We start from the raw sequence: 22,654 nt of genomic DNA, 5'->3' as shown, positions 1-22,654 counted from the left end.
ATGAAGCATACAAATGGTCAACAGATCATCTCCCTATTTGAACAATGGGCACCTAAATCGCTTGCTTTAGAAGGAGATTCCATCGGACTTCAAATAGGTACGCTAAACAAGCCGGTTTCTAAAGTACTTGTTACACTCGATGTGAGTCCAAAAGTAGTAAAAGAAGCAATAGAGCAACAATGCGAGTTAATCATTGCGCATCATCCTCCAATATATCGAGGAATGAAACATATGCGAACGGATTTACCACAAGGAAGCTTAATCGAGCAATTAATCAAGCATGATATTGCGGTATATGCAGCGCATACAAATCTCGACATTGCGACTGGTGGAGTAAACGATTTACTAGCAAACGCATTGCAACTTGAGAATGTGGAAATATTAGAGCAAACAACTGCTGAGAAGTTAATGAAATTAGCAGTATTCACTCCTAAAGAATCGACGGAACAAGTTAGAATTGCTTTAGGAAATGTGGGAGCAGGTCAAATTGGTTATTATGCAAATTGCAGCTTCACTTCACAAGGTGAGGGACGGTTTAAACCCTCTGATATTGCTGATCCTTATATCGGTAAAGCAAATGAAGTTGCCATTGTAGCAGAAGATAAAGTGGAAGTAGTATTCCCTGCTTCTATTAAAAATCGTATTCTAAAAGCATTGCTTACGATACATCCTTATGAAGAGCCTGCATATGATTTATTTCTACTAGAAACAGAAATAAACGAAAAAGGGCTTGGAAGGATAGGGACGCTTCCAACTCCGGTAAGATTATCCGAATATGCACAAACTGTGAAAAAGCAGTTGCACGTCCCTTTTGTGCGTGTAGTTGGAGAGTTGGATAAACTTGTTCAAAAGGTTGCAGTACTTGGTGGGGATGGAAATAAATACATTCACACAGCAAAAAGAGCAGGGGCTGATGTGTTTATTACAGGGGACATGTACTTTCATGTGGCACAAGATGCTGAAGCAATGGATTTGGCAGTGATTGATCCTGGTCATCATATAGAGCAGATTATGAAGGATGGCGTTGCGAATTATATGAATGCGGCTTGTATTGAAAAGAAACTTGCTTGTACATTTGTCCCGTCTAAACTTTCCACAGAACCATTTCAATTCATGTAAAAAAGTATATGGATTTTCCTCCTGCAAAAGCAGTCTTCATATTACTTAAAGAATTAAATAATATCGCTGATTTCCGTTTCAGGTGGACGCTTTCCGCGGGGAGAGCGATGAGTCATCACCGCCGCATTGGCGTCGTTGTGATTTCTCATCTGTCTCACTAATCCCGCCGGAGTCGCCACCTTTCACTACAATCCATTAAGTGAGTAGTCCTAACAAGTAGAGATGAATAAGTGGGCAGATGAATAGAGTTGGTGGAACCTGAAAAAAATATATAGCATCTATTTATAAAGAAGTGCTGAGCGGACGAAATTGTATATTCGTCCGCCTTCAAAAGAGTAAGAAAGCATCTTATCTCTCAATATCCAAACCAAATGCATCATGTCTTTACATGTTTCTAGAAGGCGACTGACATACATCCGTCACAAAATTACCGAAAAAGTGGATGGAGAAGTGACGCAGTCACTTCTCCATCCACAAAAATTCCTCTAGTAATAGTGTAGCCAATGTTTCATCCAAAGCAATCTGGAAATAGTAAAGACCAGATGCACTTAAAGGACACTTGCGTTTTTCTTACTTAGATATTAATTGGATACGGTTCAATTCTATCTACTGGTTTTGGTATTTTAATTTTTGGTAATATTTTTTCTGGTATTACTTTTTTCGTTGTATCATGAGTAGTAGGGTCATTTGGATCGTATTTTTCTAAAAATTGGATAACTTCTTTTACAATAGGAGTAGGTGTAGATGCTCCTGCTGTAACTGCTATATGATTAATACTTTCTAACCACTCAAGCTTAAGTTCTGAAATGTCTCCGATACGATAAGAAGAGGTACCTGCAATTTCCTCCGAAACTTGCGTCAATCTATTCGAGTTATTACTCATCGGATCTCCTACAACTATCAATAGATCGGCTTCGCCGGCTTGTTCTGCAACCGCTTCTTGTCTTACTTGTGTTGCAAGGCAAATTTCTTTGTGAACTTCTATATGTGGGAATTTTTCTTCCAATTTTTTCATCATATCCACGACATCCCATTGTGACATCGTAGTTTGATTTGTAACAAGAAGTTTATCCGTTTCAATCGTTAAATTATCAATATCCGCTATTGTTTGCACAAGATGCACTTTATCTGGTGCAACGCCAATCGCACCTTCTGGCTCAGGATGACCTTTTTTCCCAATGTAAATAATGTCATACCCTTCAGCAGTTTTTTCTTTAATTAAGTCATGTGTCACAGTCACGTCCGGGCATGTTGCATCTATCGAAACTAACCCTCTTTTACGTGCAAGTTCCTTCACTTCGGGAGACACACCATGTGCAGTGAAAATTACTGTTCCTTGATCGACTTTAGAAAGAATATCTAAACGATTTTCACCATCAAGTGTAATAATACCGTCTTTTTCAAATGCATCCGTTACATGTTTGTTGTGGACAATCATTCCTAAAATATATATTGGCCGGGGAAGAGATGTATCTAAAGCTGCGTTACGTGCAATGACCATTGCATCCACAACCCCATAACAATATCCTCTTGGCGAAATTTTTTGTACAATCATTGTGAGAACTCCCTTCAATACGAGCATACTCATATTATAACGGAGCTACTGAATGAATTCAAAGCTTTAAAATGGTGGCTGAAATATTCGTGGTAAGGAAGCCCCGGTTGAAACGACGGATGAAGTTGTTCGGGCAACAGCTGGGACACTTGCAGCGGCAGTTGTAGCAGCGGTTGCAGTGGTAGCCACAGCGGCAGCAGCCGTTGCACTTGGTACGGCTTGAAAGCCCTTATAGAGCTTCCAAAGGGCGGGCATGTTTTGGAGCATTGGTGCATATTGCCTTACCATTGGTGTGATTTGTTGTGCAGTATTTAAAAACTTATCAGCAGTTTGTAAATACGACGACGCTTTACCTGTAGCAGCACCAGCCGCTTGTTGAAGACCAGACTGAGTTCCTGGACCACCGAAAATTCCAGTCGCTGCATTTCCTACATGACCACCGAACCCCCCAGCTCCAGCATTCCCTGCATGACCACCGAACCCCCCAGCTCCTCCATGCCCTTCTTGACCACCGAATCCACCAGTCCCACCGGCCTGCCCTCCTGGACCTCCTTGTTGAAAACCTCCAAAAAGACGTCCTAAGAAGTTGGTTGGTTGTGAACCATGTGTATTATTTGGTATTCCGAACATACTCTGTGAAGGCTGGTGAGTATTTACAGGAGGCGAACTATTAAAATTAAAGAAATCATTTGCCCTAGATTGTGAAAACGGATAAAAAGACTCATAGCGCATTATATCATCTCCTTTCATCAAAGTGAGTCCTTCTATTCTATGCAAATTATACGTTTTGTGTACAATCGTGGTACAATAAAGAAATGTGAGGGAGGGACTCAAATGTCCAAATATACAGATTATAATTTTCAGCCTTTTTTACAAAATGCAATTGATAAATTAGGTTTTCAAGAACCAACGCCGATTCAAAAAGAAATAATTCCGCTTGTTTTAAAGGGAAGAAGTGCGATTGGTCAAGCGCATACTGGAACAGGAAAAACACATAGTTTTTTGATCCCAATTGTTGAAAAAATAGATGCTAGTAAACAAGAAGTACAAGCAATTATTACATCTCCAACAAGAGAGCTTGCAACTCAAATTTATAAAGAGTTGAACAAGTTAGTAGAAGGCACAGAAATTCAAACGAAGTTGTTTATTGGTGGTACGGATAAAGCCCGCACCATCGACAAGTTGAAAACACAACCTCAAATTGTCGTCGGTACACCAGGACGACTTCGTGACTTAACGGTTGAACAGGCATTGCTTGTGCATACCGCAAATATTCTAGTGGTGGATGAAGCAGATTTAGCATTTGACTTAGGATTTATTAATGAAATCGACCAATTTGCATCGCGCATGCCAGAGCAATTAGAAATGTATGTATTTTCAGCAACTATTCCGGTAAAGCTTCAACCATTTTTAAAGAAATATATGGATTCACCAGTCCATATTAAAATTGGCGAAAAGCGTCCAGTAGCGGATGGAATCGAATTTACTGTAGTTCCTGTTAGAAGTAAATCACGTAAAAAGCGTTTGTTAGAAGTAATCGAAGGAATTAACCCATATTTGGCAATCATTTTTACGAATACTAAACAGCATGCGGACGAAGTGTCCAATTACTTACAAGGTAACGGTTTAAAAGTAGGTGTTGTCCATGGGGACATCTCGCCTCGTGACCGTAAACGTGTGATGAAACAAATTCATGAATTAGAATTTCAATATATTGTTGCAACAGATCTGGCGGCACGTGGAATTGATATTCCCGGGGTAAGTCATGTTATAAATTATGAAATTCCAGATGATCTAGAGTTTTTCGTTCATAGAGTCGGAAGAACAGCTCGTGCAGGATTAACGGGATCTGCTATTACATTATTCGAACCTTCTGATGAAGATGCTTTAATTCATCTAGAGAAAATGGGAATTGAATTTAACCATCGTGATGTAAATAATGGTGAATGGTCAGAGTTAAAAGAGAGACATGCTCGTAAAAATCGTACGAAAAACGAAAATGAAATAGATGCTAAAGCAAAAGCAATGGTTCGCAAACCGAAAAAAGTAAAACCAGGTTATAAACGCAATATGAAATGGGAAATGGAAAAAGTTAAAAAGAAAGAACGTCGTATAAAAAATCGTCAAAAATAAGGGGGCTTTTTCAATGCTTTTAGGATCACATGTTTCCATGAGCGGAAAAGAAATGCTTCTTGCTTCCAGCAAAGAAGCAGCTTCATATGGTGCCAATACATTCATGATTTATACTGGTGCTCCTCAAAATACACGTCGAAAACCAATTGATGAGTTGAATATTGAAGCAGGCTTACAGCATATGAAAGAAAATGGCATGTCTCATATAGTAGTACATGCCCCGTATATTATCAATTTAGGAAATACAACAAAACCAGAGACTTTTGCTTTAGGTGTAGAGTTTCTACAAAAAGAAGTGGAACGAACTGCAGCAATTGGAGCAACACAAATCGTTCTGCATCCAGGCGCTCATGTTGGTGCTGGTGCAGATGCTGGAATTGCTAGAATTGTGGAAGGGCTTAATGAAGTATTGGAGCAGGACTTACCAGTACAAATTGCACTTGAGACAATGGCTGGAAAAGGTTCCGAGTGCGGAAGAACTTTCGAAGAGTTAGCTCAAATTATTAATGGGGTCCAAAATAATCATCGGCTCTCCATTTGTTTAGATACTTGTCATATTCATGATGCGGGCTATGATATCGTAAATGATTTCGATGGTGTCCTAAATGAATTTGATAAGGTGATCGGTCTCGATCGATTAAAAGTACTTCATATAAATGATAGTAAAAATGTTCGTGGGGCAGCAAAAGACCGACATGAAAATATTGGTTTTGGTGAAATTGGGTTTGATGCACTACAATATATCGTGCACCATCCTCAATTAATGCATATTCCGAAAATCTTAGAAACGCCATTTGTTGGAGTGGATGCTAAAGATAAGCAAGCGCCATATAAAGCGGAGATTGAAATGCTTCGTTCCAAAACATTCAATCCCGAAGCAATCGATTCTTTAAGAGTTTAATAATTATTGTACCCTCATTTTTCTCGTAAAATGGAGGGTACTTTTTCTTTGAATTGTTGAAATAAATTAACTGCTCTTTGTTCTCCTAAAATGCTAATCAGTTTTTGTTGAATGTTCATTGGAACACCTAATAATAGCCAGGTTAAAGAGATTTCTTGGAGAAGTGGATATACCTCTTTTATTTCTTTATCGGATAATTTTATATCTAATTCCTTAACTAATTTTTTGAAATCTTTTATAGAACTTGTTTGTAATTCATGAATAAACCTCGAAATATCCAACCTATCATCCTCTCAAGATATATTTATTTACACTTTCACTATTTTCCTCTATACTTTAACTTTGTAAATCGTAATGATTATTGATTAGAATAGAGGAATATAAATGGGTAAACCTTTGATTCAATTACAACATGTTTATTATCAATATGAACAAACAGAGGCATTAAAAGATATTTCTTTAAAGATAGAAGAAGGGGATTTTTTAGCGATTATTGGCCCTAATGGTTCTGGTAAGTCTACTCTTTTAAAAATAATACTTGGCTTATTAAAGCCTACTAAGGGTAAGGTGTTACTGTTTAGTAAACCTGTTCCTTTGTTTAAGGAGAAAGAGCTAATAGGCTATGTCTCTCAAAAGTCCAATGCATTTAATACTGGTTTTCCTGCCACAGTAGAAGAAGTAGTGAAAAGTGGTTTAGTAAAGAAAGTAGGCTTATTTCATTCGTATCCTAAAAATGTGAACACGAAAGTGAGTGAAGCGTTAACTTCTGTAGGTATGGAAAAGTTTTCAAAAAAAAATATTGGCGAGTTATCTGGTGGCCAGCAACAACGTGTTTTTATCGCTAGAGCATTAGTGAGCAATCCGAAAGTTTTAATATTGGATGAACCTACAGTAGGTGTAGACAGTAAAAATGTTCGCTCATTTTATCATATGTTATCTCATCTAAATCGGGAACATCAAATTACAATTGTCTTGGTAACACATGATGTGGATGCTGTATCGAAAACCATTAGTCATGTCGCTTGTCTCAATCAATCCATTCATTTTCATGGTTTTCAAAATGAGATGGATTCGATGAGTGATAAACAATTAGAAGCGTGGTATGGACACTCCGTTCGGAAAGTGACACATCGAAAAGAGGAACAATCATGATTGAATCATTAATTCAATATCAATTTTTACAAAATGCCTTTATTTCAGGATTAATTATTGGTATTATTGCTCCATTACTTGGCGTGTTTATCGTCGTTCGTCGACTTTCTTTAATTGCGGATGCATTAAGTCATGTAACGTTAGCTGGGATTGCTGGTAGCCTATACTTGAGCCAATCTGTTGGAGTATTAGCATTTCTAAATCCATTATATTTAGGAATAGTAGCTTCGGTTACCGGTTCTCTTTTTATTGAACGACTCCGTAGAATGTACAAGCACTATGAAGAGCTAGCAATTCCGATAATTATGTCTGCGGGATTGGGTTTTAGTGCTATTTTCATATCATTAGCAGAGGGTTTTAGTTCCGATTTATTTAGCTATCTATTTGGTTCTGTATCAGCTGTAAGTCGCCAGGATTTATGGATTGTTATTTGTATTGCACTAATTGTCATTGCTTTTTTAACATTATTTTACAAAGAGTTGTTTGTCTTATCTTTTGACGAGGAATATGCAAAGGCTTCAGGTCTACCTGCAAAGTGGATTCATATATTATTTATGATTGTTACCGCATTAGTTATCGCTGGGTCTATGAGAATTGTCGGTATATTACTTGTTTCTTCGCTCATGACATTACCTGTTGCTGCAGCGATGCGAATTGCGAAAGGGTTTAAACAGGCGATTATTTTTTCAGTACTATTTGGGGAGCTTGCAGTGATTATCGGGTTAGTAAGTGCATTTTATATGAATTTAGCCCCAGGTGGAACAATTGTGGTAACGTCTATAATAATCTTACTTCTTACACTTACATTAAAAAAAGTGTCTATGAAAGGAGCCGTTTCACAATGAATATTGAAAAAGCTTGGGATATCCTAAAAAAAGAAGGCTTTAAGAAAACGGATAAACGAGAGCAAATCTTAGATATTTTTTCAAAAACAGAAAAATATATAACTGCTAGAGATATTTTAGATATTATGATGGTTGAACATCCGGGGATGAGTTATGATACCATCTATCGTAATTTGAGCACTTTTGTTGATCTTGGTATTTTGGAAGAAACGGAGTTATCTGGTGAAAAACATTTCCGTATGCAATGCGAAATGGATCACCATCATCATCATTTTATTTGTATGTCATGTGGTAATATTAAAGAAATTAATTTTTGTCCTATGGAAGTATTGCAAAATGCTATTCCAGCGTATCAAATTGATAATCATAAATTTGAAATATACGGTAAATGCCCGGAGTGTCATTAAAAAACACCGCCAAATTCTTCTTGGCGGTGTTTCTTTTCACATTTTGTTCAAATCAAGTTATTTTTGCGGTTTCTTATCATCTACGGAACAATGTTACCTCTCACAAGCTATTCCATCTTTATCTCGATCTTTACTCGCGTTGGCTTTGTATAGTTCCGCCGATACAGTTGGTTTATATTTTGTTTTTCCGCCTTTGTTAGTAACTTTTGTGTCTTTAGCCACTCCGCCTGGATATTCTTTATTTAACTCTGTGCAGTTTTTAAATACCTTGGCAGTAGCTGCATCAGTAGAAGTAGGGGAGAAGGTAGAGATACCCAAGACTAGCGTAGTTGTGAATATGATTGTTAAAATTTTTTTCATTTTATTTCCTCCTAATCGTGAAAGTAACTGCATTTTTAGTAATAGAATCAATTCCTTCTAAAGTATTGAAGAGCATAAGTAAAAAAGTAAGTATATTACTATGTCACTTGCGTAAAGATAACTATACGTCAGCGGAAAGCGAGTGTATTTTTCCAGCATTGCTTTTTTCTTACTTTCTATTGGATAAAAAAAAGTCTGTAGGCAAACTCGTTTTATTGAGTTTGCTTACAGACTAAACGCGAGGAATTTTCCTCACGCTTTTTGCAATGCGAATTCTTTCTCAATCCACGTATTTGCTTCAATCCAGTTATTTACACGGATAACCCCTTTAGGAGCAGGTTGTTGATTATATGGTGTGTTAAACAATATAACAGGTATATCTAGTTCTTCGTGAATTTCGACGGCGTTATCATGCTTATCTTCAAAGAAAGCATGGACACCATATTTCCTAGCCGTTTCAATTTTGTTATGAGAACCGATTAGCTCGATATGATCATAAAGTAATTCTTGTTCTTTAAACCAATTAATCGTAACATCCATTACATTTTCCCCGCGAGCTGAGATGAAAAACAATTCATACTTTTCTTTCCACGCAGATAACACAGCGTGTGCATCTGGCTGAATAGGGGAAGTAGCATAGATGGTTGACTCTGTTTTTCTAAACCATTCATAAAAAACTTTTTCATCAACCTGAAATGCTTTTGTTAAATCATACTCTTTAATATCGTCTAGCTTCAAATTGCAATTAAACGCACTATTAATATGTGGAAGTAAAGAAGTAGGAGATGTTACTGTCCCATCTATATCTATTCCGAATCGTACATTCTCCATATACTTAACTCCTTACGCTTGTTGTTTTTCTTTTTCTAATTTTTCCAGTTCTTGTTTTGCAAAATATTCTGCAGCAATTTTATCAATTTCAATTTTAAGTTCTTCTACCATTGTTTCTTCTGGCACTTTACGTACGATTTTACCCTTCATAAATAAAAGCCCTTCGCCACGAGCGCCAGCGATGCCGATATCTGCTTCACGTGCTTCACCTGGTCCATTTACTGCACAGCCAAGTACAGCAACTTTAATAGGTGCTTTAATATGTGAAATATATTCTTCTACTTCATTTGCAATAGATATCAAATCTATTTCAATTCGGCCACATGTTGGACAAGAGATAAGTGTTGCAGCATTCGAAGAAAGTCCAAATACTTTTAATAGTTCACGCGCAACTTTCACTTCCTCGACAGGATCAGCACTTAGAGATACACGCATTGTGTTACCAATACCCATACTTAGCAATGTACCAAGTCCTGCTGCACTTTTAATCGAACCAGCGAATAGTGTACCAGATTCCGTAATTCCTAAGTGAAGAGGGTAATCGAATGCTTGGGAAGCTTTTGTATAGGCTTCAATTGCTAGACTAACATCTGATGCTTTCATTGACACAATAATATCGTGAAAATCTAAATCTTCTAGAATTTTAATATGGTGTAACGCGCTTTCTACCATACCATCTGCGGTAGGATAGCCGTATTTTTCTAAAATTTTCTTTTCAAGTGAACCAGCATTTACACCAATTCGGATTGGAATACCTTTCGCTTTCGCTGCATTTACAACTGCTTCTACTTTTTCTTTACGTCCAATATTACCTGGATTTATACGAATTTTATCTGCACCTTGTTCAATTGCAATAAGTGCAAGCTTGTAATCAAAATGAATATCCACTACTAAGGGGATATGAATTCTTTTTTTAATTTCACCAATCGCATAAGCAGCACGCTCATCTGGACATGCAACACGAACGATTTGACAACCCGCTTCTTCTAGTCGCAAAATCTCTGCGACTGTTGCCTCTACATCATGTGTTTTAGTTGTCGCCATACTTTGGATAAATAGCTCATTGCTTCCACCTATTGTTAAGTCTCCAACTCGAACTGGGCGAGTTTTGGAACGATGAATTATTTCACTCATGAAATTCTCTCCTTCTTGAGGCTTTATGCCATCACTATCCTCCATTTTATCAGTCAGAGGAATGAAATTACAAGGAAGAAACCTCTATCTTTCATTTTTGCAAGCTTCATTCGAAGAGTAGACAGGTAAAAATATTAATTCCCCGTCTTTTGCCGTTTGATTTATTAAATGTGGGTTCAATTGATAAAAGTCTATTAGTCTTTCTTGATGAGTAATCGATTTATTAGTGGGATACATAGAAAAAAGAGCATACAATGTATCACCTGAATGTACTTTTATAGAAATATAATCCATTGTTTCTACACATTCTTCTGATGGATAAAAAGCAAGAGGAATCGTACCTTCGAACATATCTACTTTAATAATATAGAGTGTAACGAGAATCATAATAGTTGCTACGAATATTTTCATATAAAAACCCCCTTGTCCCACTATATGCAGGAGAGGAGGGAATATGTTAACGCTTTATCGGATAGTGTTTGCTTGCTAAAAATAAATACACCAAAGTGATCATATAAATGGCAAGTTCAAAATATCCGCTGGACCTATGAAAAATCGAAAAACCGATTGAAATAAGCATTGGTAATGTGCTTGCAAAAAGTGCAGTTCTCCACATATGCCGGTACTCACCTTTTCGTTTTAAAATGGAAAGGATAATCACGCCAATATAAGCAAAAATACTAATTCGAATAAAAATAAATAAAGTATTTAGCACAAATAATAAAACAAAAGAAAAAGGATAAATTAACCACTTAATGTCTTTAAGGTATTCAAATAACTCTTCCATATTTGTTTCTTGAACGGATAATCCATTTATGAATTGGACAAAAGAAATGATGGTAATGATCAATACATAAGTAAATATAAATTGCATAACCTTACCAATTGGAACAAGTCGAAATGCCGCAATTTTTTTTGGGTTATGTAAACTTGCTTTAAATAGCTGAAATAAATTCATCAAATTCACCCTTTCTTCTACATTTTATCACCTGTTTATCATAGAAAACAAAGTAATTAGAACGCATATGTTAAGAAAATATAAAGAATTGCTAGATTCACTTTACAATTCCTTTATAATTTAACCATAATAGAAGATAGATAGACAATGTGTAAAATAGGAGTTGACGATTACTTGGACCTCAATTGGCAAGAAATGCTTTTCGAATTTTTTGGTGGACTAGGTATTTTTTTATTCGCCATTAAATACATGGGCGATGGCTTACAAAAAACCACTGGAGATAGATTAAGAGATTTACTGGACCGTTATACAACGAATCCCCTTACGGGAGTTATAGCAGGTATACTATTTACTGTATTAATACAATCTAGTGCTGGGACGATCGTAATTGTGATAGGTCTAGTTAGCGCTGGATTTATGACTTTGCGACAATCCATAGGAGTCATTATGGGAGCAAATATAGGTACAACTATAAAAGCTTTTGTTATAGGTTTTGAAATTGGAGATTATGCGCTTCCAATTATGGCGATTGGGGCGTTTTTAATCTTTTTCTTCAAAAGGAAAATGGTACATAATGTAGGAGAAGTTTTATTCGGCTTAGGTGGTTTGTTTTTAGGACTCGAATTAATGATGAAAGGCATGAGTCCTTTACAAAATCTACCTTCATTTACAGAGATGACTCTAAATGTAAGCAATCATCCTATACTAGGAGTAGTTGCAGGAGCGATAATGACCGTGTTCATCCAAAGTTCTAGTGCTTCTGTTGCAATTTTACAAGGATTCTATGCTGAACACTTAATTTCATTAAAGGGTGCTTTACCGATTTTATTTGGTGATAATATTGGGACAACGATTACTGCCATTTTAGCTTCATTGGGAGCAACAGCTAGCGCTAAAAGAGCAGCAGCTTCCCATGTGTTATTTAATATAGTTGGTACCATTGTGTTTCTAATTTTTTTAACCCCATTTACTTTGTTTATGGAATGGATATCAGGGGTATTTTCCTTGGAAAACAAAATGCAAATAGCTTTAGCGCACGGGACATTTAATGTGGTGAATGTTATTCTTCAGTTTCCTTTAATCGGTGCTTGGGTATTTTTATTGACGAAGTTGTCACCTGGGGAAGACTTCTCGACAAAATACAAAACAAAGCATTTAGAAGATGATTTCATAGAAGAATCCCCATCCATTGCAATTGGACAAGCGAAAGAAGAAATACTACGTATGGGTAATTTTTGTGTGCAAGGTTTAGAAAAAACTTTTCACTATTTAAAGTTTAGAAATAAACAGGAAGCCCAAGAAGCTTATCAAATGGAAGATGCGATTAATCATTTGGAAACGAAAATTATAAACTACCTAGTAAAGATATCTTCCCAGCCTTTATCGAGACAAGATTCAAGTAGACATTTTATGTTAATGTCTACAGTTCGAGATATGGAAAGAATAGGCGATCATTTTGAAAATATTATCGAGTTAATTGATTATCACGACGAGCATCGCTTTCAACTTACAGATGACGCATTGGAGGATATTTCAGAGATGTTTATGTTAACCATAAATACTGTAAAAAAAGCTATAGAAGCTTTAGATTTAAACAGTGACCGACTTGCAAGAGAGGTTACAGAACAAGAAGAGGCAATTGATCGGATGGAGCGGCAATTTAGAAAGAATCATTTTATCCGATTGAATGAGGGGCAATGTTCTGGCCATGCTGGAGTAATTTTTGTCGATATGTTGAGCAATTTAGAAAGGGTTGGCGATCATGCAGTAAATATTGCAGATGCCATCTTAGGTAAGCGAATATGATAGAAATAATTGGTTGGATACTTATCGTAGCTAGTTTTATTGTTGCTTTTATCGGAACTTTCTATCCAATAATCCCTTCCGTAGTATTTATGGTATTAGGTTATATTATTTATGGCTTATTTTTCTCTTTTGCAGATTTGAATTGGTTATTTTGGGCAATTCAACTTTTATTTGTTCTGCTACTAATTAGTGCAGATATGGCCTCGAATGCATTCGGTGTTAAAAAATTTGGTGGCACAAAAGCTGGAATGTGGGGAAGTACAATTGGGTTAATTGTCGGACCCTTTGTTATTCCGGTGGTTGGTATTTTACTTGGACCTTTTCTTGGTGCAGTATTAGCTGAACTAATATTTACAAGAAAAGGGTTAAAACAAGCGATAAAATCGGGAATCGGTTCTTTAGTTGGATTCCTCACTTCTTCCGTAGTTAAAATAATTATATTGACGGTAATGTTAGTAATCTTTATTATCTTCGTATAATTTCAGTCAAAAGTATGAGATATATAATTTTAGTCGATTTTAATTGAACGTTTTCCGTTAATTTGATACGCTAATACATGGAAAGAATTTTCTAAAATATTCTTTAGGAGGAAACAATAATGGCATATGAATTACCAGAATTACCTTATGCATATGACGCACTTGAACCACATATCGACAAAGAAACGATGAATATTCATCACACGAAACATCATAATACCTATGTTACTAATTTAAACAACGCGGTTTCTGGAAAAGCAGACTTAGAAAACAAATCTGTAGAAGAATTAATCGCTAACTTAGATGCAGTTCCAGAAGATATTAAAACAGTTGTACGCAACAATGGCGGAGGCCACGCAAACCATTCATTATTTTGGCAAATTCTTTCACCAAACGGTGGCGGAAATCCAACTGGTGAATTAGCGGAAGCAATTGATGCGAAGTTTGGTAGTTTTGATGCTTTCAAAGAAGAATTCGCTAAAGCAGCTACAACTCGTTTTGGTTCTGGTTGGGCATGGTTATCAGTTGTTAATGGAGAGCTAGACCTTTCATCTACAGCTAACCAAGACTCACCAATCATGGAAGGTAAAACGCCTTTATTAGGTTTAGACGTTTGGGAACATGCTTACTATCTAAACTACCAAAACCGTCGCCCTGATTATATTTCTTCTTTCTGGAATGTAGTTAATTGGGATGAAGTATCAAAAAGATACGCAACTGCAAAATAATTTCATAAAAAAAGAAACTTTGCACACACTTTTTCGTCAAAAAGTGTGTGCTTTTTATGTTACACTAACATATAGCGAAATTTATTAACTTAATTGGATTAAAGTTAATGCCTCTGGTTAAAGGAAAGCATTTTGGCAAGCAGAATAGAAGATCTTGCCCCAATTAAGCCAAGGCGAATTTGATAGAAGTAGGTGATCCCCATGCGAAAAACTCCCAATAAACGTGCACAAAGTGTAAAAGCTAAACAAAGAGCTAATATTACCTTTCGCATGAATATACTTTTCTTTTCTATTTTCCTTTTGTTTACATTATTAATCTTAAGATTGGGTTATTTACAAATTGTAAAAGGGGAAGACTATAAAAGAACGCTCGAACGTACAGAAGAAATTGCAGTTAATACAAGTGTACCAAGAGGGCGTATTTTTGATAGTGAAGGACGAATTCTTGTAGATAATGAGCCACAGCGTGCCATTACTTATACAAAAATGCAAACGACGAAATCAGATGAAATGTACGAGATAGCTAAAAAGTTAAGTAAGCTCATTCAAAAGAATCCAAAAGCAATTACTAAAAGTGATTTACAAGACTTTTGGCTTTGGAAAAACAAAGAAAAAGCATTAGAGTTAGTATCTGATGAGGAACGTAAAAAAATTGAAACAGATGAAAACCTATCAACAAAAGAAAAGAATATTGAAGCTAATCGTTTAACAAGAAGTAGAATACCAGAAGAGGAATTACAATCATTTACGCCAAAAGAGATGCAAGTCATTGCAATTTATCGTGAAATGGTTGCTGGCTACGCACTGTCCCCACAAATTATTAAAGGTGGAGAAGTCGCTAATAAGAGCTTGAAACCAGGGGAAATTTCGGAAGAAGTTACGGTAGAAGAATTTGCTCAAGTATCTGAGAGATTAAGCGAATTAAAGGGAGTAAATACAACTACTGATTGGAGAAGAGTATATACTTCCCCTTTAGCAATATTAGGAACGGCTTCATTGCCAAAAGAAGGTATACCAAAAGAGCGACTCGATTATTTCTTATCAAGAGGCTATTCTAGAAATGATCGAGTCGGAAAAAGTTATATTGAACAACAATACGAAGAAGTGCTTCAAGGCAAAAAAAGTGTAGTAAAAAATATTACAGATGGAAAAGGAAGAGTAATAGATACTAAAACAGTTGACGAAGGTAAGCCAGGGGAAGATTTAGTCTTAACCATGAATAGTGAAGTTCAGATGGCACAGGAAGAAATACTTGAAAAAGAACTTTTGAGATTGAAACAAATTCCTGGAACGAAATATTTAGATAGAGCATTTTTTATTATGATAAATCCTTATACTGGTGAAGTTCTTTCTTTAGTCGGGAAGCAAGTCGTAAATGATCCTGTAACAGGAAAGCCAAAAGTTCGGGATTATGCTTTCGGCTCATTTACAACTTCTTATGAAGTAGGATCAACTGTAAAACCTGGAACTTTGCTAACTGGGTACCGAGAAAAAGCAATTGAAATTGGAGAAAAATTCATTGATGAGCCTATACGTATTAAAGGTTCCGAAACAAAGAGCTCAGTATTTAATAGATCAGGAAGAATTCTACTCAGTGATTCAGAAGCAATTGAACGTTCTTCCAACGTATTTATGTTTAAAACTGCATATAGCATTGCTGGTAGAGTTTATCAACCAAACCAAGGGATTAATTTTGGAATAGATGCTTTTCAGAAAATGAGAAATGGCTATGCACAATTAGGCTTAGGTGTTCGAACAGGGATTGATTTACCAGGTGAAGTGTCGGGTGTAGAAGGTGGAACTAAGATGGGGAAATTACTTGACCTTGCGATTGGTCAATATGATACGTATACCCCTTTACAACTTGCACAGTATGCTGCCACTCTTGCAAATGGTGGCAGTCGAATTCAGCCCCATGTGGTGAAGGAAATAAGAGAACCATCCACTGACGGAGAACAACTAGGAGGAGTAGTCAAAGAATTTACTCCTAATGTATTAAATACAATTGACAATACAAAGGCTGAAATTGCACATATTCGTTCGGCCATGCAATTAGTGTATTATGGAAGTAAAGGTTCCGCACATTCAGCGTTTGGAAACTCTAAATTTAATGGAGCCGGGAAAACGGGAACTGCACAATCTTCTTTTTATGATGCGGCGCAAGATAAAAGTTTTAGTACTGTTAATTTAACGCATATTGGTTTTGCGCCATTTGATAACCCAGAGATAGCATATGCGCTAGTTATTCCTTGGGCTTCCCTTGAATCTAACTACAAGTCTAGTTTTGCCACACCCATTGCACGTGAGCTAGTAGATAAGTATTTTGAAATTCAACAAAAAAATGAAGCTTTAAAAGAAATCGATTCGACTACGACTCCTGCTATTAAACCTGCTTTTACTAACGATAAAATAGATGAAGAAGAGACGCAGACTAAATAATAACTAAAAACTTACCATCCTAAAAGTTTACTAGGATGGTAAGTTTTTTTTAGTTTAAAAGTATATGAAATTGGCTGTTAGAACTTCAGTATCCATGGTGTTTTTAGTTGGACGGGATTATCTGAAGCTGATTTGCGACATCTTACATAAAGTTAACTCTTTAAATGGAGTAATGGTTGCTGTCAGTGTTAAATTTGTTGCTTTCACCTTGCATTTAGTTGCTCAATGACAGTTTTTAACTTTCTAGTTGTGCATTTGGACTTAGTAATACTATCGAACCTTTTGTTTTCCCAAAATAATAGTGTAGCTGATGTTTAGTCCAGAGAGCTAAAGAAATATTGAAGCACAAGATGCATTTAAAGGTCGCTCATGCATTTCATATTTCACACTATTCAATTTACAAAAGCTTTACAATTCATTCACATCGACTCAACATATACCCTTTATAGTAAACCTTGTAAGGCAAATAGAAACAAAACTTTAGGGGGATATACCTGATGAAGAATTGGAAGTACTTATTAATGGCATCAATGGTAGGATCAGCATTAACACTTGGAGCTTGTGGAAATGATTCAAGCACATCAAAAACTGAAGGTACCGCAACAGAAGGAACTTCTACTGAAGGAACAAAAGAAGTTGCAATTGAAGGTAAAGTAGCTGGAGATGGTTCAAGTACAGTAGCACCTATCATGGAAGCAATTGTTGAAGAATATGCAGGAGTACAAAATAAAGTTCAAGTTACAGTTGGAGTTTCTGGTACAGGTGGAGGATTCGAAAAATTCATCGCTGGATCAACAGATTTCTCAAACGCTTCACGCCCAGTTAAAGACGAAGAAAAAGAAAAACTTGCAGCTGCAGGTATCGATTTCACGGAATTTAAAATTGCTTATGATGGTATTTCACTAGTAGTGAATAAAGATAATGACTGGATAGACTCTTTAACAATGGAAGATCTACAAAAAATGTGGACTGAAGACGGAACTAAGAAAAAATGGTCTGATATTAATCCGAAATGGCCAAATGAAGAAATCGTATTTTATTCACCAGGAACAGATTCAGGAACGTATGATTACTTCGATGAAGTAGTGCTAAAAAAAGCTGATTTGGTAAAGGCAGCTACTCTTTCAGAAGACGATAATGTATTAGTACAAGGTGTACAAGGTGATAAAAATGCCATTGGTTTCTTTGGATATGCTTACTATTTAGCTAACAAAGACACACTAAAAGTTGTAAAAGTTGGTGGAGTTGAACCTTCAAGCGCAACAATTGAATCCGGGGAATATGCACCACTATCTCGTCCATTATTTGTTTATGCAAAAAATAGCGCTTTAAAAGACAATGCAGCAGCTTTTGATTTCATGAAGTATACGCTTGAAAATGCTGCTGAAATGTCAGAAGCAGTTGGATATGTAAAACTTCCAGATGCTGATTATAAAAATGGTTTAGCTGATTTAGAAGCTTTAAAATAAAAGGTCAATCTGAAAAGTAAAGAGACGGGTAGCAGGTATGCTACTCTTTTCTTTCGTTTGGTAAAAGGGGGAGTCAATATGACTCAAAAAAGGTTAACTGGTCATTCATCAGTTCAAGAGTTAATTGCAAAATCGAGCAGTAAGAAACAAAAAAAAGTAATTGAAAAGATTATTCCTATCATCCTTTTACTTATTGCTTCCGTTTCGGTTTTGACGACTTTTGGCATCGTTTTTACACTAATCATTGAAACTGGTATTTTCTTCTCAAGAGTGCGGATTACAGATTTTCTTTTTGGAACAGAATGGTTTCCATTTGCAAATACAGAACAACTATTTGGAATTCTTCCTTTAATAGCAGGTACTTTAAAAGTGACATTAATTGCTGTTATCGTTGCTGTTCCATTTGGTATTGCTTCTGCTGTATTTTTAAGTGAATATGCAAGTGATAATACAAGAAGAATTATTAAACCGATTTTAGAAGTTTTAGCGGGTATTCCAACGATTGTATATGGTTTTTTTGCTTTAACTTTTGTAACGCCGTTATTACAACAAATTATCCCTGGATTAAAAATATTCAATGCATTAAGCCCAGGTATTGTTGTAGGGATAATGATTTTACCAATGATTGCTTCGTTATCTGAAGACGCCATGTCATCCGTTCCTAGATCCATACGTGAAGGTGCACTAGCAATGGGGTCAACCAAATTAGAAGTTGCTATAAAAGTAGTATTACCTGCTGCTCTATCGGGAATTATTGCTTCCGTTGTACTTGCTATTTCACGGGCAATTGGAGAAACGATGATTGTTTCATTAGCTGGAGGTTCTACTCCAAAATTTGATTTTAATGTGACGGATTCTATTCAAACAATGACCGCATATATAGTTCAGGTGTCATCTGGAGATGCAGGATATGGAACAACTATTTATTACTCTATATATTCCGTAGGATTTACTTTGTTCATATTTACACTATTGATGAACTTTATTGCTCACGTTATTTCGAAAAAGTATCGGGAGGAATATTAAGATGAAATATGTAAATCAAGAATCAGTAGTAAAAAGAATGAATAGACGACTTATTACAAATCGTGTATTTAAAACACTATTTTTCTTTGCAACTTTATTTGCATTAGTCATACTTGCCATTCTATTTTATAGAATTACTACTCAAGGAATTGGCTATTTAACACCAGAATTTTTCAAGAATTTTGGTTCTCGTTTTCCTGCTAAGGCTGGAATAAAGGCGGCTTTAGTTGGTTCCATTTGGTTAATGTGTGTTGTGGCACCTGTCTCCCTAATATTAGGTGTAGGTACTGCAATTTATTTAGAGGAATATGCAAAGAAAAACAAACTTAATGACTTTATTCGGATGAATATTTCAAACCTTTCTGGTGTACCTTCCGTAGTATTTGGATTACTTGGTTTAACTATTTTTGTCCGTACTTTATCCCTTGGAAATAGTATTTTAGCTGCAGGATTTACAATGAGTTTATTGATACTACCTGTAATAATAGTCGGAGCGCAAGAAGCAATTCGTTCAGTACCTAAAGATGTTCGGGAAGCTTCATACGGAATGGGAGCAACAAAATGGCAAACGATCACAAGAGTTGTTTTGCCTTCTGCTATTCCCGGAATTTTAACTGGTGCAATTTTGGCTTTGTCACGTGCAGTTGGGGAAACGGCTCCTTTAGTAGTAATCGGTATACCTGTCATTATTCAGTTTTTACCAGAGAATTTGCTGAGCCAATTCACAGCACTACCAATGCAAATTTATGATTGGTCTAAAAGGCCTCAAGCGGAATTTCAACATGTTGCTGCTGCTGGAATTTTAGTATTAATGATGTTTTTATTAATCATGAACTCCATAGCCATTATTATTCGAAATAAGTTTCAAAAGAGATATTAAACCAATGGGTAAATAGGAGGAAAAATAATGGTACAGGTTATCGAAAAGGCATCATTAACTACTACAGAGTCATCAAATATTGTTTATAATACGAAGCAATTAAATTTATGGTACGGGAATCATCATGCACTTAAAGATATCGATCTACAAATCAAAGAAAATGAAGTGACTGCAATTATTGGTCCTTCTGGATGTGGTAAATCTACTTATATTAAAACGTTAAATCGAATGGTGGAATTAGTTCCGACTGTTAAAACATCCGGTGAAATTTTATACCGTGAGCGTAATATTTTTGATGCAGATTATGGTGTAGAAGAATTACGTACGAAGGTTGGGATGGTTTTCCAAAAGCCAAACCCATTTCCAAAGTCGATCTACGACAATATTGCATATGGTCCAAGAATTCATGGTATTAAAAACAAGAAAATACTTGATGAAATTGTTGAGAAAAGTTTGCAAGGAGCAGCTATTTGGGATGAAGTAAAAGATCGTTTATCAACGAATGCATACAGCCTTTCAGGTGGTCAACAGCAACGTATATGTATCGCTCGCTGTCTAGCGATAGAACCTGATGTAATTTTAATGGATGAACCGACATCAGCACTTGATCCAATTTCTACGTTAAAAGTAGAAGAACTAATTCAAGAACTGAAAACGGATTACTCCATTATAATTGTTACACATAATATGCAACAAGCTGCTCGTATTTCAGATAAAACAGCCTTTTTCTTAAACGGAGAAGTGGTGGAGTTTGATCAAACGGATGTTATTTTTTCTACACCAAGAGATAAACGAACAGAAGACTATATTTCAGGACGTTTCGGATAACGAAGGGAGTTAAAAAAGATGGTAGGTAGAGAGAAATTCAACGCGGAATTGCATCAAGTGCAGAATTTGATGCTTGAATTAAGTAATATGGCCATTAATACACTGAATGAATCCATGGATTATTTATTAGCAAGCGATATAGAAGGTGCCCTTACAGTTATTAATAACGATATTCATATTAATCACATGGAAGAAGAAATTAATGACCGGGTTATTTTACTAATTGCCAAACAACAACCTGTAGCTACTGATTTACGAAGATTAATGGTACTGATAAAAGCAGCATCGGATATGGAACGAATTGGTGATTATGCTGTAAATATTGCAAAAGAAACAATTAGAATAGGGAAAGACGAGCATATTGCTCCGATTCACTTATTAGATGAAATGCGTGTTAAAACAATTGCAATGTTGAAGCAAATTTTAGACGCTTTTATGAATGAAGATATCGAGGAAGCAAAGAAAATTGCGAAATTAGATGATGAAATAGATGCGATGTATGGTCATGCGATTAAAACACTTCTATCTGTTGGAGTAGAGCAACCAGCACAACTTAGTCAAATTACACAACTCTCTTTCGTATGTCGTTATTTGGAAAGATCGGCAGATCATGCGACAAATATGGCAGAGCGAGTATTGTTTTTATTAAAAGGAAAACATTATGAATTAAATAATTAAGAATAAAGGCCACTTCAAAAATTCATTTGAAGTGGCTTCTTTCTTATTTATTCGTTATTTTCTCAGCAATTTGTTTCATCGTCAAAGAAGAATCCAATTCATATTCCCCGATTTGAATACGCCCAGTCAAATTCTGTGCATCTAGATAGTCTTCAAAATCTTGTTTATTTTGAATGATACCAGTGTTTTCTAATGCGGAACTAATATCTCTTGAATTCATGCCTGGTTGCACTATTAAAATAGAATTAGAAGTGCTTTTTTTAGGGGTGGATTCTTTGTCTTCTTTTTCCTTAATTTTTGCGTTAACTTCTGTAATGTTTTCTTTTTTTACGTTCTCTAAGTTTAGTTGGAGCTGAGCAAGCTGTTGCTTAACAATTTTCAATTCGGCTTGGGACTTTTCATATGCTTCTACATTTATCGCATGCGAAGATTTAATTTCACCTGATGTGGATAGAAGTTGGATTTGAAATACGGCACCAGCAAGAAATAATCCAATGCCCAACGAACGGATGGAGCCTCTTTTCATTTATTTTCCACCGCCTATGACGGATTTCACTTCTTCAACAGTTAAGGAGGATCTTTTGCTTATTTCTGGTAAAGAATAACCTTGTTTGTGTAATTCCAGTACTTGGCTTTTTATAATTTCATGAATGACAGATTTTGTTTTTTGTTTTGCGGGTAGAGCTATGTTAGTTGGTTCCATTAATAATTCTTCTTCTACCATTTTTAGTCTCCTTTTTAGAGCACTTGTTTCTTGATATAATGTAAAAGAGAGGTCTTCCATTTCTGTCTCCATTTTCTTAACAGAATCTTTTACGAAAAATGAAACAATGATTAATATAATACCGATAACCATAATGATGATTGAGTAGTCCATAATATTCACCTCTAATTAATAACTTCCTCTTATTATAGTAACATATTCC

General features: G+C 35.9%; 25 protein-coding genes. 15 read left to right on the top strand and 10 right to left on the bottom strand.

Features of this window, described 5'->3' with window-relative positions:
• The gene (locus tag ACEPXD_RS11420) at nucleotides 1-1,119 is read left to right on the top strand and encodes a Nif3-like dinuclear metal center hexameric protein (protein WP_391116086.1); all 1,119 of its coding nucleotides are present in this window, start codon (nucleotides 1-3) and stop codon (nucleotides 1,117-1,119) included.
• A 574-nt stretch (nucleotides 1,120-1,693) separates the two neighbouring features.
• On the opposite strand, the gene ACEPXD_RS11415 is transcribed toward ACEPXD_RS11420, so the two are convergent.
• Nucleotides 1,694-2,674: a 4-hydroxy-3-methylbut-2-enyl diphosphate reductase gene (locus tag ACEPXD_RS11415; RefSeq protein WP_391116085.1), complete on the bottom strand. Its 981-nt coding sequence runs from the start codon at nucleotides 2,672-2,674 to the stop codon at nucleotides 1,694-1,696.
• A 66-nt stretch (nucleotides 2,675-2,740) separates the two neighbouring features.
• On the bottom strand, nucleotides 2,741-3,406 hold the full coding sequence (gene vrrA, locus ACEPXD_RS11410; protein WP_391116084.1) for a VrrA/YqfQ family protein: 666 nt from the start codon (nucleotides 3,404-3,406) through the stop codon (nucleotides 2,741-2,743).
• 102 nt (nucleotides 3,407-3,508) lie between these two features.
• On the opposite strand from vrrA, the gene ACEPXD_RS11405 reads away from it, so the two are divergent.
• Together ACEPXD_RS11405 and ACEPXD_RS11400 are read left to right on the top strand one after the other, a co-directional pair.
• Nucleotides 3,509-4,807, top strand: coding sequence for a DEAD/DEAH box helicase (locus ACEPXD_RS11405; RefSeq protein ID WP_391116082.1), 1,299 nt, complete (start codon nucleotides 3,509-3,511; stop codon nucleotides 4,805-4,807).
• 13 nt (nucleotides 4,808-4,820) lie between these two features.
• Nucleotides 4,821-5,708 carry a deoxyribonuclease IV gene (locus ACEPXD_RS11400; protein WP_391116081.1) on the top strand — a complete coding sequence of 296 codons (888 nt, stop codon included), beginning with the start codon at nucleotides 4,821-4,823 and terminating at the stop codon, nucleotides 5,706-5,708.
• A gap of 14 nt (nucleotides 5,709-5,722) precedes the next feature.
• On the opposite strand, the gene ACEPXD_RS11395 is transcribed toward ACEPXD_RS11400, so the two are convergent.
• On the bottom strand, nucleotides 5,723-5,989 hold the full coding sequence (locus ACEPXD_RS11395; RefSeq protein WP_391116080.1) for a hypothetical protein: 267 nt from the start codon (nucleotides 5,987-5,989) through the stop codon (nucleotides 5,723-5,725).
• 103 nt (nucleotides 5,990-6,092) lie between these two features.
• Here ACEPXD_RS11395 and ACEPXD_RS11390 point away from each other — a divergent pair, with 103 nt between their 5' ends.
• From ACEPXD_RS11390 to ACEPXD_RS11380, 3 genes are read left to right on the top strand one after another with little or no spacing between them, the layout of a single operon-like run.
• Nucleotides 6,093-6,860, top strand: coding sequence for a metal ABC transporter ATP-binding protein (locus ACEPXD_RS11390; RefSeq protein WP_391116079.1), 768 nt, complete (start codon nucleotides 6,093-6,095; stop codon nucleotides 6,858-6,860).
• Entirely contained in the window at nucleotides 6,857-7,705 is an 849-nt protein-coding gene (locus tag ACEPXD_RS11385; protein WP_391116078.1) for a metal ABC transporter permease, read from the top strand. The genes ACEPXD_RS11390 and ACEPXD_RS11385 overlap by 4 nt, the downstream gene beginning before the upstream one ends.
• Complete coding sequence (locus ACEPXD_RS11380) at nucleotides 7,702-8,112, top strand: Fur family transcriptional regulator (RefSeq protein ID WP_391116077.1); 411 nt, start codon at nucleotides 7,702-7,704, stop codon at nucleotides 8,110-8,112. The genes ACEPXD_RS11385 and ACEPXD_RS11380 overlap by 4 nt, the downstream gene beginning before the upstream one ends.
• Before the next feature lie 93 nt (nucleotides 8,113-8,205).
• Here ACEPXD_RS11380 and ACEPXD_RS11375 read toward each other — a convergent pair whose 3' ends face one another.
• The 5 genes from ACEPXD_RS11375 to ACEPXD_RS11355 form a co-directional block, all read right to left on the bottom strand.
• The gene (locus tag ACEPXD_RS11375) at nucleotides 8,206-8,472 is read right to left on the bottom strand and encodes an excalibur calcium-binding domain-containing protein (RefSeq protein WP_391116076.1); all 267 of its coding nucleotides are present in this window, start codon (nucleotides 8,470-8,472) and stop codon (nucleotides 8,206-8,208) included.
• A gap of 252 nt (nucleotides 8,473-8,724) precedes the next feature.
• Nucleotides 8,725-9,303, bottom strand: coding sequence for a hypothetical protein (locus ACEPXD_RS11370; protein WP_391116075.1), 579 nt, complete (start codon nucleotides 9,301-9,303; stop codon nucleotides 8,725-8,727).
• 12 nt (nucleotides 9,304-9,315) lie between these two features.
• Nucleotides 9,316-10,437: a flavodoxin-dependent (E)-4-hydroxy-3-methylbut-2-enyl-diphosphate synthase gene (ispG, locus tag ACEPXD_RS11365; protein ID WP_391116074.1), complete on the bottom strand. Its 1,122-nt coding sequence runs from the start codon at nucleotides 10,435-10,437 to the stop codon at nucleotides 9,316-9,318.
• A gap of 84 nt (nucleotides 10,438-10,521) precedes the next feature.
• Entirely contained in the window at nucleotides 10,522-10,848 is a 327-nt protein-coding gene (locus ACEPXD_RS11360) for a hypothetical protein (RefSeq protein ID WP_391116073.1), read from the bottom strand.
• Nucleotides 10,849-10,894: 46 nt separating this feature from the next.
• Nucleotides 10,895-11,395, bottom strand: coding sequence for a DUF1189 family protein (locus ACEPXD_RS11355; RefSeq protein WP_391116072.1), 501 nt, complete (start codon nucleotides 11,393-11,395; stop codon nucleotides 10,895-10,897).
• Between the two features lie 174 nt (nucleotides 11,396-11,569).
• Between ACEPXD_RS11355 and ACEPXD_RS11350 the strand changes: the two genes are divergently transcribed.
• From ACEPXD_RS11350 to phoU, 9 genes are all read left to right on the top strand, one after another.
• Nucleotides 11,570-13,201, top strand: a complete 1,632-nt coding sequence (locus ACEPXD_RS11350) for a Na/Pi cotransporter family protein (RefSeq protein WP_391116071.1) — start codon at nucleotides 11,570-11,572, stop codon at nucleotides 13,199-13,201.
• Nucleotides 13,201-13,680, top strand: coding sequence for a DUF456 domain-containing protein (locus tag ACEPXD_RS11345; protein ID WP_391123190.1), 480 nt, complete (start codon nucleotides 13,201-13,203; stop codon nucleotides 13,678-13,680). Before ACEPXD_RS11350 ends, ACEPXD_RS11345 begins: the two co-directional genes overlap by 1 nt.
• A gap of 119 nt (nucleotides 13,681-13,799) precedes the next feature.
• Nucleotides 13,800-14,408: a superoxide dismutase gene (locus tag ACEPXD_RS11340; protein ID WP_391116070.1), complete on the top strand. Its 609-nt coding sequence runs from the start codon at nucleotides 13,800-13,802 to the stop codon at nucleotides 14,406-14,408.
• Nucleotides 14,409-14,609: 201 nt separating this feature from the next.
• Entirely contained in the window at nucleotides 14,610-16,847 is a 2,238-nt protein-coding gene (locus ACEPXD_RS11335) for a peptidoglycan D,D-transpeptidase FtsI family protein (RefSeq protein ID WP_391116069.1), read from the top strand.
• 497 nt (nucleotides 16,848-17,344) lie between these two features.
• Nucleotides 17,345-18,316 (top strand): PstS family phosphate ABC transporter substrate-binding protein, encoded by a 972-nt coding sequence (locus tag ACEPXD_RS11330; RefSeq protein WP_391116068.1) that lies wholly within the window; start codon nucleotides 17,345-17,347, stop codon nucleotides 18,314-18,316.
• 78 nt (nucleotides 18,317-18,394) lie between these two features.
• On the top strand, nucleotides 18,395-19,342 hold the full coding sequence (gene pstC, locus ACEPXD_RS11325; RefSeq protein ID WP_391116067.1) for a phosphate ABC transporter permease subunit PstC: 948 nt from the start codon (nucleotides 18,395-18,397) through the stop codon (nucleotides 19,340-19,342).
• Nucleotide 19,343: 1 nt separating this feature from the next.
• Nucleotides 19,344-20,222, top strand: a complete 879-nt coding sequence (pstA, locus tag ACEPXD_RS11320; RefSeq protein WP_391116066.1) for a phosphate ABC transporter permease PstA — start codon at nucleotides 19,344-19,346, stop codon at nucleotides 20,220-20,222.
• Nucleotides 20,223-20,249: 27 nt separating this feature from the next.
• A complete protein-coding gene (gene pstB, locus ACEPXD_RS11315; RefSeq protein WP_391116065.1) occupies nucleotides 20,250-21,050 on the top strand; it encodes a phosphate ABC transporter ATP-binding protein PstB in 801 nt (266 codons plus the stop codon).
• 18 nt (nucleotides 21,051-21,068) lie between these two features.
• A complete protein-coding gene (gene phoU / locus ACEPXD_RS11310; protein WP_391116064.1) occupies nucleotides 21,069-21,728 on the top strand; it encodes a phosphate signaling complex protein PhoU in 660 nt (219 codons plus the stop codon).
• 43 nt (nucleotides 21,729-21,771) lie between these two features.
• Here phoU and ACEPXD_RS11305 read toward each other — a convergent pair whose 3' ends face one another.
• Together ACEPXD_RS11305 and ACEPXD_RS11300 are read right to left on the bottom strand one after the other, a co-directional pair.
• On the bottom strand, nucleotides 21,772-22,254 hold the full coding sequence (locus tag ACEPXD_RS11305) for a hypothetical protein (RefSeq protein ID WP_391116063.1): 483 nt from the start codon (nucleotides 22,252-22,254) through the stop codon (nucleotides 21,772-21,774).
• Nucleotides 22,255-22,605: a hypothetical protein gene (locus ACEPXD_RS11300; protein WP_391116062.1), complete on the bottom strand. Its 351-nt coding sequence runs from the start codon at nucleotides 22,603-22,605 to the stop codon at nucleotides 22,255-22,257.
• Between the last annotated feature and the right edge of the window lie 49 nt (nucleotides 22,606-22,654).

It is taken from the genome of Psychrobacillus sp. L3, assembly GCF_042945595.1.
Classification (GTDB): Bacteria; Bacillota; Bacilli; order Bacillales_A; family Planococcaceae; genus Psychrobacillus.
This window is presented reverse-complemented; position numbering and strand designations above follow the sequence as displayed.

What these genes read in the sequence shown, in the direction of transcription:
- ACEPXD_RS11420 (WP_391116086.1), top strand. Translation starts at nt 1, where the DNA reads ATGAAGCATACAAATGGTCAACAGATCATCTCCCTATTTGAACAATGG.
- ACEPXD_RS11415 (WP_391116085.1), bottom strand. Translation starts at nt 2,674, where the DNA reads ATGATTGTACAAAAAATTTCGCCAAGAGGATATTGTTATGGGGTTGTG.
- vrrA (WP_391116084.1), bottom strand. Translation starts at nt 3,406, where the DNA reads ATGCGCTATGAGTCTTTTTATCCGTTTTCACAATCTAGGGCAAATGAT.
- ACEPXD_RS11405 (WP_391116082.1), top strand. Translation starts at nt 3,509, where the DNA reads ATGTCCAAATATACAGATTATAATTTTCAGCCTTTTTTACAAAATGCA.
- ACEPXD_RS11400 (WP_391116081.1), top strand. Translation starts at nt 4,821, where the DNA reads ATGCTTTTAGGATCACATGTTTCCATGAGCGGAAAAGAAATGCTTCTT.
- ACEPXD_RS11390 (WP_391116079.1), top strand. Translation starts at nt 6,093, where the DNA reads ATGGGTAAACCTTTGATTCAATTACAACATGTTTATTATCAATATGAA.
- ACEPXD_RS11385 (WP_391116078.1), top strand. Translation starts at nt 6,857, where the DNA reads ATGATTGAATCATTAATTCAATATCAATTTTTACAAAATGCCTTTATT.
- ACEPXD_RS11380 (WP_391116077.1), top strand. Translation starts at nt 7,702, where the DNA reads ATGAATATTGAAAAAGCTTGGGATATCCTAAAAAAAGAAGGCTTTAAG.
- ACEPXD_RS11375 (WP_391116076.1), bottom strand. Translation starts at nt 8,472, where the DNA reads ATGAAAAAAATTTTAACAATCATATTCACAACTACGCTAGTCTTGGGT.
- ACEPXD_RS11370 (WP_391116075.1), bottom strand. Translation starts at nt 9,303, where the DNA reads ATGGAGAATGTACGATTCGGAATAGATATAGATGGGACAGTAACATCT.
- ispG (WP_391116074.1), bottom strand. Translation starts at nt 10,437, where the DNA reads ATGAGTGAAATAATTCATCGTTCCAAAACTCGCCCAGTTCGAGTTGGA.
- ACEPXD_RS11360 (WP_391116073.1), bottom strand. Translation starts at nt 10,848, where the DNA reads ATGAAAATATTCGTAGCAACTATTATGATTCTCGTTACACTCTATATT.
- ACEPXD_RS11355 (WP_391116072.1), bottom strand. Translation starts at nt 11,395, where the DNA reads ATGAATTTATTTCAGCTATTTAAAGCAAGTTTACATAACCCAAAAAAA.
- ACEPXD_RS11340 (WP_391116070.1), top strand. Translation starts at nt 13,800, where the DNA reads ATGGCATATGAATTACCAGAATTACCTTATGCATATGACGCACTTGAA.
- ACEPXD_RS11335 (WP_391116069.1), top strand. Translation starts at nt 14,610, where the DNA reads ATGCGAAAAACTCCCAATAAACGTGCACAAAGTGTAAAAGCTAAACAA.
- ACEPXD_RS11330 (WP_391116068.1), top strand. Translation starts at nt 17,345, where the DNA reads ATGAAGAATTGGAAGTACTTATTAATGGCATCAATGGTAGGATCAGCA.
- pstC (WP_391116067.1), top strand. Translation starts at nt 18,395, where the DNA reads ATGACTCAAAAAAGGTTAACTGGTCATTCATCAGTTCAAGAGTTAATT.
- pstA (WP_391116066.1), top strand. Translation starts at nt 19,344, where the DNA reads ATGAAATATGTAAATCAAGAATCAGTAGTAAAAAGAATGAATAGACGA.
- pstB (WP_391116065.1), top strand. Translation starts at nt 20,250, where the DNA reads ATGGTACAGGTTATCGAAAAGGCATCATTAACTACTACAGAGTCATCA.
- phoU (WP_391116064.1), top strand. Translation starts at nt 21,069, where the DNA reads ATGGTAGGTAGAGAGAAATTCAACGCGGAATTGCATCAAGTGCAGAAT.
- ACEPXD_RS11305 (WP_391116063.1), bottom strand. Translation starts at nt 22,254, where the DNA reads ATGAAAAGAGGCTCCATCCGTTCGTTGGGCATTGGATTATTTCTTGCT.
- ACEPXD_RS11300 (WP_391116062.1), bottom strand. Translation starts at nt 22,605, where the DNA reads ATGGACTACTCAATCATCATTATGGTTATCGGTATTATATTAATCATT.